Here is a 6,891-nt window from a genome sequence, read left to right as displayed (position 1 = left end):
CGCGCACACCGGTGTGCGGCGGCGCGGCGGTGCGGTCGGCGGCTCGGCGTCGGCGGAGCGCACGGGGGATGCCATCGCGGACGGTCCGGGCAGCAGCGCGGGCACAGGCGTCGACTACACCTGAGCACCACGCACGGACGGCTCGGGAGAGGGGGACTTCGCGATGCGATGGTGGCGCGGCCGAAAGCCCGATACGGGCAGCGCCGTTCCCGCGCCGGACGGGCGGTCGGAGGCGTCGGTGTCGGTCACCGACACGGGCCGCGCGCACGCCCGAGGCGGCGGTACCGCGGTCACCGGCCATCGCGGCCCGGGACCGGTCGCCGACCAGACCGACGCCGGACCCGCGGTGCGCGTCGAGAGCACCGGGAACGCCACGGCGTGCGATGGCGCGGTGGTCGTCACCGGTCATGTCGGAACCCTGGTCACGGGCGCGGGTTCGCGGGTGGCGGTGCGGTGGCCGGTGGTGGTGGGCGCGGTTCCGACGTTGGCTTCGGGCTTCCAGGACCGCGCCGGGCTGCGGCGTGCGGTCGACGAGGCCCAGGCCGGCCAGGCCACCGTGGTCCTGACCCGGGTGTTGCCCGGGGGCGGTGGCGTCGGCAAGACCCAACTGGCTGCCGCCTACGCCCATCGGGCGTTGGCCGAGGGGATCGATCTGGTCGTGTGGGTCGACGCCGCCGAGACCGCGCGCGTCACCGCCGGGTACGCGCAGGCCGCGCTCCGCGTCCAAATGCCCGGCGCGCTCGGCGAGGACGCGGAGCACGACGCTCGGGCGTTCGCCGAGTGGCCGGCCACCACCCCCCGCGCGTGGCTGGTCGTCCTCGACGACATCACCGACCCCGACACGATCCAACCCTGGTGGCCGCCCACGTCCGCCACCGGCGCGGGTCGGGTCCTGGCCACCACCCGCCGCCGCGACGCGGCCCTGTCCGGTGGCGGTCGCGCGCTCGTGGACATCACCACCTACACGGACCGGGAAGCCGACGCCTACCTGTACGAGCGCCTGGCCGACGCAGACAGCGCCCACCTCCTGGACGACCGGGCCGCATCGTTGGCCCGCGAACTCGGGCTGCTGCCACTCGCGTTGGCGCACGCCGCCGCGTACATGATCAACGAAGCCGTGCCGTGTGCCGACTACCTGCGGCTGTTCGCTGCCCGCACCGCACGCCTGGACGGCCTGCTGCCTCGCCACGCGGACACCGAGGGCTACGGACGACACGTCGCCGCGGCGCTGCTCCTGTCCCTCGACGCCGCCCGACACAGCGACCCCGTCGGCCTCGCCGCGCCGGCCCTGCACCTCGCGGCCCTCCTGGACCCCGCCGGCCACCCCCGGGAACTGTGGACCACCGACCCCGTCATCGAGTACCTGGCTGCCCACCGCGCTCCGTCCGGACCCGGGTCCGCTCGGGTCGACGCGGCCCGGAGCATCGCCGCCCTGCGGGTACTCCACCGCTACGGCCTGATCACCGACGACCCCCGTACCGGCCACCGCGCCGTACGGCTGCACGCCCTCACCGCCCGTGCCGCCCGCGAAACCACCCCACCCGCCACACACGCCGCCGCCAGCCACCGCCACCCCGACCTGACCGCCGTCCTGTGGGCCAACACCGATACCCTCACGACCCACGCCGGCGACCTCCTGTGGAGCCCCCGCGGTTGCCCGGTGCTGCATCGGTCCGGACGCAGCCTCTACGACCTCGCCGCCTCGCACCTGGAGGCGGGCCACACCGACGAGGCGATCGCCCTGCCGGAGAGGGTGATCGCCGACTCCGAGCGCCGATCGGACACCGAACACCCCGGCACCGTGGCGGCGGCGCGCGCACTGTGGACGCGGGACGGCAGGGTCGACCGTGACCGTGACCGTGGCGACGCGAAAGCGAGGCCGGTGGATCGCCCGGACATGTTCCGGTCGAGGCCGATGCGGGTCCCTGGGCGGGCGTCGTGTGCCTCGTGCGCCCCACGTGCGTGTCCCAGCCCGTTGAGAGGATGCCGAGTATGAGTAGCGAACCCACGGCCGTCGACTCCGTGATCGCGGAGTATTGGAACAATGCGGCCACGTCCTTCGACGACGAGCCCGATCACGGATTGGCGGCCGAGGGCACGCGGCTCGCGTGGGCCCGTGCGCTGCGATCCTGGATGCCGGCCGGTGCGGTCGACGTGCTCGATGTCGGGTGTGGGACCGGATCGTTGACGCTGCTTGCGGCCGGGGACGGGCATCGGGTGACCGCGGTCGACCTGGCGCCGCGGATGATCGAACAGGCCCGGGAGAAGGTGGCTCGGGCCGGGCTGACGGCCCGCTTTCTGGTCGGTGACGCGGCCTTTCCGCCGACCGGCGCGCAGCGGTTCGACGTGGTGCTGTGCCGGCACCTCTTGTGGACGCTCGCCGATCCCGAAGCGGCCTTGCGGGAGTGGATCGGGCGCCTTCGGTCCGGCGGCAGGCTGGTGCTGGTCGAGGGACGGTGGCGTGAGTCCGGGCAACGGGATGTGGCATATGTGGCCGGTGCCGAGGAACTGCCGTGGCACGGCGGGATCGGTGCCGATGCCCTGACCGCGGTCGTGCGACCGCTGGTCGCCGACCTTCGGGTGCAACCGCTGAGTGCCGAACCGGATCTGTGGGGTGGGCCGGTCGAGGACGAACGGTACGCGTTGATCATCCGGGTCTGATGCGCACGACGTGCCGTGGACCGGTCAAACCCGTCGGACCGTCGGCTGAGGACGACGGGTCCACGGTCCGTGGTGGTGGTGCGCCGGCGGGACGGGCGGTCGTCGGTGGGAACGCCCGTCCCGCGTGGCTCGATCGGTGCGGGTTTGCCTACGGGGTGCAGGCGAGGGTGCCGGTGCGAAGGGCGTGGCCGCCGTCGTTGCCGTCGTCGGCCCAGACCACCGGCTTGAAGCCCGCGACGCAGGTGGTCTGCGGTGCGATCGCGAAGCCCTCGTTGTTGTAGTCGGGCATTGCGGTGGGGCGGTCGTACCGGGTGGTGACGGTGAACCGACCCTGCGCGTCGATGTCGAGCACGGCGGTCCGGCCATGGCAGCTGTCGTCGCAGGCGGCCCACAAGTGGCCGGTCGCGGGCTCGAATTCGAGATCCATCACCGCCGGGAACCCGCTCGCGATCGTGGCGACCCGGGTGTATCCGCCGCCGCTTTGGTTCAACGCGTAGGCATACACCGTGCCGTTGGCCTCCAGGCCCGCGAAGACCAGGCCGCTGCCGTGGCCCGGGTAGGCGGCCGGGTCGTAGGCCGCGCCGGTGTGTTCGTCGCGGAAGCCGTGTGCGGTGAGGAACGTGTCCGGGATCCAGGAGATGCCCTCGAGACCGCTGTTGGCGGCCACCGCGGGCAGATCGGCGGTGAGGTTCCATTCCGCAGTCGCGTTCAGCGAGCCGGCCGTACCCGAGACGTCGAAGCGAAGGATCTTCGGCTTGCTGACGCCGTCGTTGTCGTTGTCGCGCTCGGTGGCGACGAACATCCCGTCGGGCGTGACGCTCACGCCCTCCGCGTCCGGGTCGCCCGCCCCGTCGGCGTAGTGCAGCGCCTTGCCGGAAGCCCAGCCACCGGTCGGATCCGGGCGCCACGTCACACCGTTGGGCACCAGCCGGTAGAGCCTGCTCGGGCCGTTCCGCACCGCCCACAGCACGCCGGGGCTCTGGAACGAGAGACCGCTGAGGTTCGTGCCGAACACGTTCGAGGCGTCGGCGACGGTGACGCTCGCGCCGCCCGGCCAGGCGGCTCCGGACGGCTGCCCGCACGCGTTCGCCGCGCCCTTGGTCGGTGCGGTGGTCGTGGTGAACGCACCGGTGCCGTCCGCGCAGCGGCCGTACGTCGTGCCGGCGTGCGCGGTCCAGGCGTAGGAGTCCACCAGCGTGGATCCGCCGGGCCGGAACAGTCGTGCCGAGTCGGAACTGCCCAGCCCGAACGAGGAGTCGACGTCAAGCGCCAGGTGGCCGCCCGCCGGCAGCGAGGTGCCGGCGGCGATGGTGTACGAGTGCGAGTTGTCGTTGTCCTTGACGATCCAGCCGGATATGTCGGCGGCCGCGGAGCCGGTGTTGACCAACTCGACCCAGTCGCCGGGCGTACCGCCGTTCGACTCGATCTCGTTGATGCGTACGGTGGGTAGTGCCTGTGCCGCTGCCTCGACCTGCTCGTGCGCCGGGGCCTGTGCGGATGCCGGTGAGCCGGACAACCCGAGGGCCATGACGGACAGGGCGACGGCGACGAGTCGGACTCTTCCACGCCAATGCGTTCGCAAGATGACCAGTCCTTTGTCTCAGGGGGTCGGGCAGCGCACACCCTCCTGTCGAAAAGGTTGCGGCATACCGGCGTCGGATGCCTTGACTTGCCGTGAACTGCGTGGGAAGTGCAGGGGGCCGGCTGCGTTCCGGAGCGGGCCGAGACGACTTGGGTGACCTGCGGGAGGAAACCTCCCGCAGGACGGGCCGGTTGGCAGGATGGGCAGGTCCACCGGGTGGAGTGTGGGGCGGGGTGGGTCAGTCCACCCCCGGGTAGGTGACGCCGATCAGGGCGCGGACCGTGTCCAGGGTGCGCATCACCGCGAGGGTGCCCGCCAGTGGTACGAGGGGCGATTCGGTCTCGCCGGCGCGCAGACAGCGGTTCACCTCGGCGGCCTCGTGGCGCATGGTGCCGCGTTCGGGGTCGGCGGTGGCCTCGGTGAGCAGGACCGCCTGCGGCTCCCGGCCCGGGCGGTGGATGACGAAGCGGTCCGGGTAGAAGAAGCCGTCGGCGAATTCGATCCGCCCCCTGGTGCCGGTGATCGTCGCGGGGGCGTCGGTGTCCGCGGTGAACGTGCAGCCGAGGGTGGCCACGGCGCCGCTGTTCCAGCCCAACACGATCCCGGTGTTGTCGTCCACTCCCTCGGGGGTCAGGTGCGCCCAGGCACGGATCGCGTCGGGCTCACCGAGCAACAACTGGGCGAAGGACACCGGGTAGACGCCGAGATCGAGCAGTGCGCCGCCGCCCTGAGCGGGATCGCGCAGCCGGTGCTCGGGTGGGAACTCCCCGGCGAAGCCGAACGCCGCCGAGATGCTCCGTATCTCGCCGATCTCGCCGGCGGCGATCACCTCGCGCAGTCGGCGGATCAGCGGGTGGCAGTACGTCCACATCGCCTCCATCAGGAACAGCCCGCGATCCCGGGCCGACTCCACCAGTTCGCCGGCCTCCCGCGCATCGAGGGTGAACGCCTTCTCGCACAGCACGGCCCGGCCCGCCTCCAGGCACAGCCCGGCCGCGATCCGGTGCGCCGAGTGCGGCGTGGCCACGTAGACGACGTCGACGCCGTCGTCGGCGGCCAGTTCGGCCCAACTGCCGTGCGCGCGGGGGATGCCGAACCGCTCGGCGAACGCCTTCGCGGCCTCCGCGCTGCGCGAGCCGACCGCGACGACCTCCGTGTTCGGCAGGCTCTGAAGTGCCCGGGTGAAGTCGGCGGCGATGCCGCCGGTGGCCAGGATCCCCCAACGGATGGTCCGTGTACCGTCGTTCATCGGTGTGCCCCACAATTCGGTCTCGATCCCGCGCGACCACCGACGTTCGGTGATCACCTGGACGTGCTCGGATGGAGCGTGCCATACCCCGCCTGCCGGGGCGAGCACACGGGAGCCGCCGACCGGCGTCGGCGTCGATCAACGGGCTGCCGGGGTCGGCCACCTCGACCCCGGCCCCGGCTGCGCGGCCGGCCGGGTGGGCTCAGGCGTGCGGTCGTCGACGCCGCCGTGGCGGGTGTGCGGCGGCCGGTGGAGGTGGTGACGCATCGGTCAGCTCGCCCGGTAAGGCTGCGCGCAGGGCTTCGACGGCCGCGACCACCGCGGGGTGTGCGGCGGCGCCGCTGCGGAAGGCGATCCGGGTGCGGCGATGGATCGCCAGCCTGGTCAGGCTCACCGCGGGCGGCGGATCCGCGATCCCGAGCTGCGGTACGACGGCGACGCCCTGGCCGGCCGCGACCAGCGCCAGTACGGTGGCGAAGTCGTCCACCTGGTGACGCACATGCGGCGTAAACCCGGCGGCTTGGCAGGCCCGGATCGTCATCGCGTGGCACATCGTGCCCGAAGTTGCGGTGATCCAAGGTGAGTTGCGCCAGTGCGCGAGCACCGAGGCGACGGCCTCGGGTGGCGGCGCGGGTGTCGCCGACGCCAGGTACATCGGCTCGCTGCACAACGGCCGGGCGGCCAGGCCCGGTTCGTCCGTCGGTGGGACGAAGTCGTACTCGTGGATCAGCGCCACATCCAGGTCACCCGCACGCAGTGCGCTCGCGACGCCGGCCGGATCGATCTCCAGCACCATCGGCTCCAGGCCCGGATGCCGGTCGCCGAGACAGGCCAGCGCGGCCGGGACGATCGTTCGGGTCGCGGTGGGGAAGGTGCCGATCCGCAGCGGGCCCGCCAGACCGCGGCGCGTGTCGGCCAGCTCCGCGGCGGCCTGCTCCAGGTGATCCAGGACGGCCTCCGCGTGCCGGACCAGGTTCCGGCCGGCGGGGGTGAGGGTGACCCGCCGACCGGTGCGCTCCAGCAAGGGCACACCCGCCTCGCGTTCGAGGGTGGCGAGTTGTTGGGAGACCGCGGACGGGGTGAAGGCGAGCGCCTCGGCGACGGCGGCGATCGTGCCGCGCAGCGAGAGTTCGCGCAGCAGGCGCAGGCGGCGGACATCGAGCATCAGCTCAGCTTACGCTCGAATTCACAAATGTGAACTGGACCTGAACGAAATCCGCGGGTCACCCTGGTGGCATGGACCGACTTCCACCCCTGCGCGGGGTTCACGTACCGCTCGTCACGCCGTTCGCCGCCGACGGAGATGGGACCCGGCCGAACGTCGCCAATTCGCCCAGTACCTGATCCGCTACAGCCACGACAGCACCACCTGGTCAGCACCACCCACCCGGCCCATCGA

General features: G+C 72.5%; 5 protein-coding genes. 2 read left to right on the top strand and 3 right to left on the bottom strand.

What is annotated here, in order from left to right:
- The first annotated feature begins 238 nt into the window (after positions 1-238).
- Both ABZS54_RS41495 and ABZS54_RS41490 read left to right on the top strand, forming a co-directional pair.
- On the top strand, positions 239-1,996 hold the full coding sequence (locus tag ABZS54_RS41495; protein WP_355548172.1) for an NB-ARC domain protein: 1,758 nt from the start codon (positions 239-241) through the stop codon (positions 1,994-1,996).
- Positions 1,993-2,661 carry a class I SAM-dependent methyltransferase gene (locus ABZS54_RS41490; RefSeq protein WP_355548169.1) on the top strand — a complete coding sequence of 223 codons (669 nt, stop codon included), beginning with the start codon at positions 1,993-1,995 and terminating at the stop codon, positions 2,659-2,661. The genes ABZS54_RS41495 and ABZS54_RS41490 overlap by 4 nt, the downstream gene beginning before the upstream one ends.
- A 148-nt stretch (positions 2,662-2,809) precedes the next feature.
- Here the strand turns inward: ABZS54_RS41490 and ABZS54_RS41485 are convergent, their stop codons facing one another.
- The 3 genes from ABZS54_RS41485 to ABZS54_RS41475 all read right to left on the bottom strand — a co-directional run bounded on the left by ABZS54_RS41485 (position 2,810) and on the right by ABZS54_RS41475 (position 6,657).
- The gene (locus ABZS54_RS41485; RefSeq protein WP_355548166.1) at positions 2,810-4,189 is read right to left on the bottom strand and encodes a lamin tail domain-containing protein; all 1,380 of its coding nucleotides are present in this window, start codon (positions 4,187-4,189) and stop codon (positions 2,810-2,812) included.
- Between the two features lie 292 nt (positions 4,190-4,481).
- On the bottom strand, positions 4,482-5,492 hold the full coding sequence (locus ABZS54_RS41480) for a Gfo/Idh/MocA family oxidoreductase (RefSeq protein WP_355548163.1): 1,011 nt from the start codon (positions 5,490-5,492) through the stop codon (positions 4,482-4,484).
- 202 nt (positions 5,493-5,694) lie between these two features.
- Positions 5,695-6,657, bottom strand: coding sequence for a LysR family transcriptional regulator (locus ABZS54_RS41475; protein ID WP_355548160.1), 963 nt, complete (start codon positions 6,655-6,657; stop codon positions 5,695-5,697).
- Between the last annotated feature and the right edge of the window lie 234 nt (positions 6,658-6,891).

The sequence above is a fragment of the Embleya sp. NPDC005575 genome (assembly GCF_040605455.1).
In the GTDB taxonomy this organism is placed as follows: domain Bacteria; phylum Actinomycetota; class Actinomycetes; order Streptomycetales; family Streptomycetaceae; genus Embleya.
Note: the sequence above shows the minus strand (reverse complement) of the source record. Positions and strands in the feature narration are given on the sequence as shown.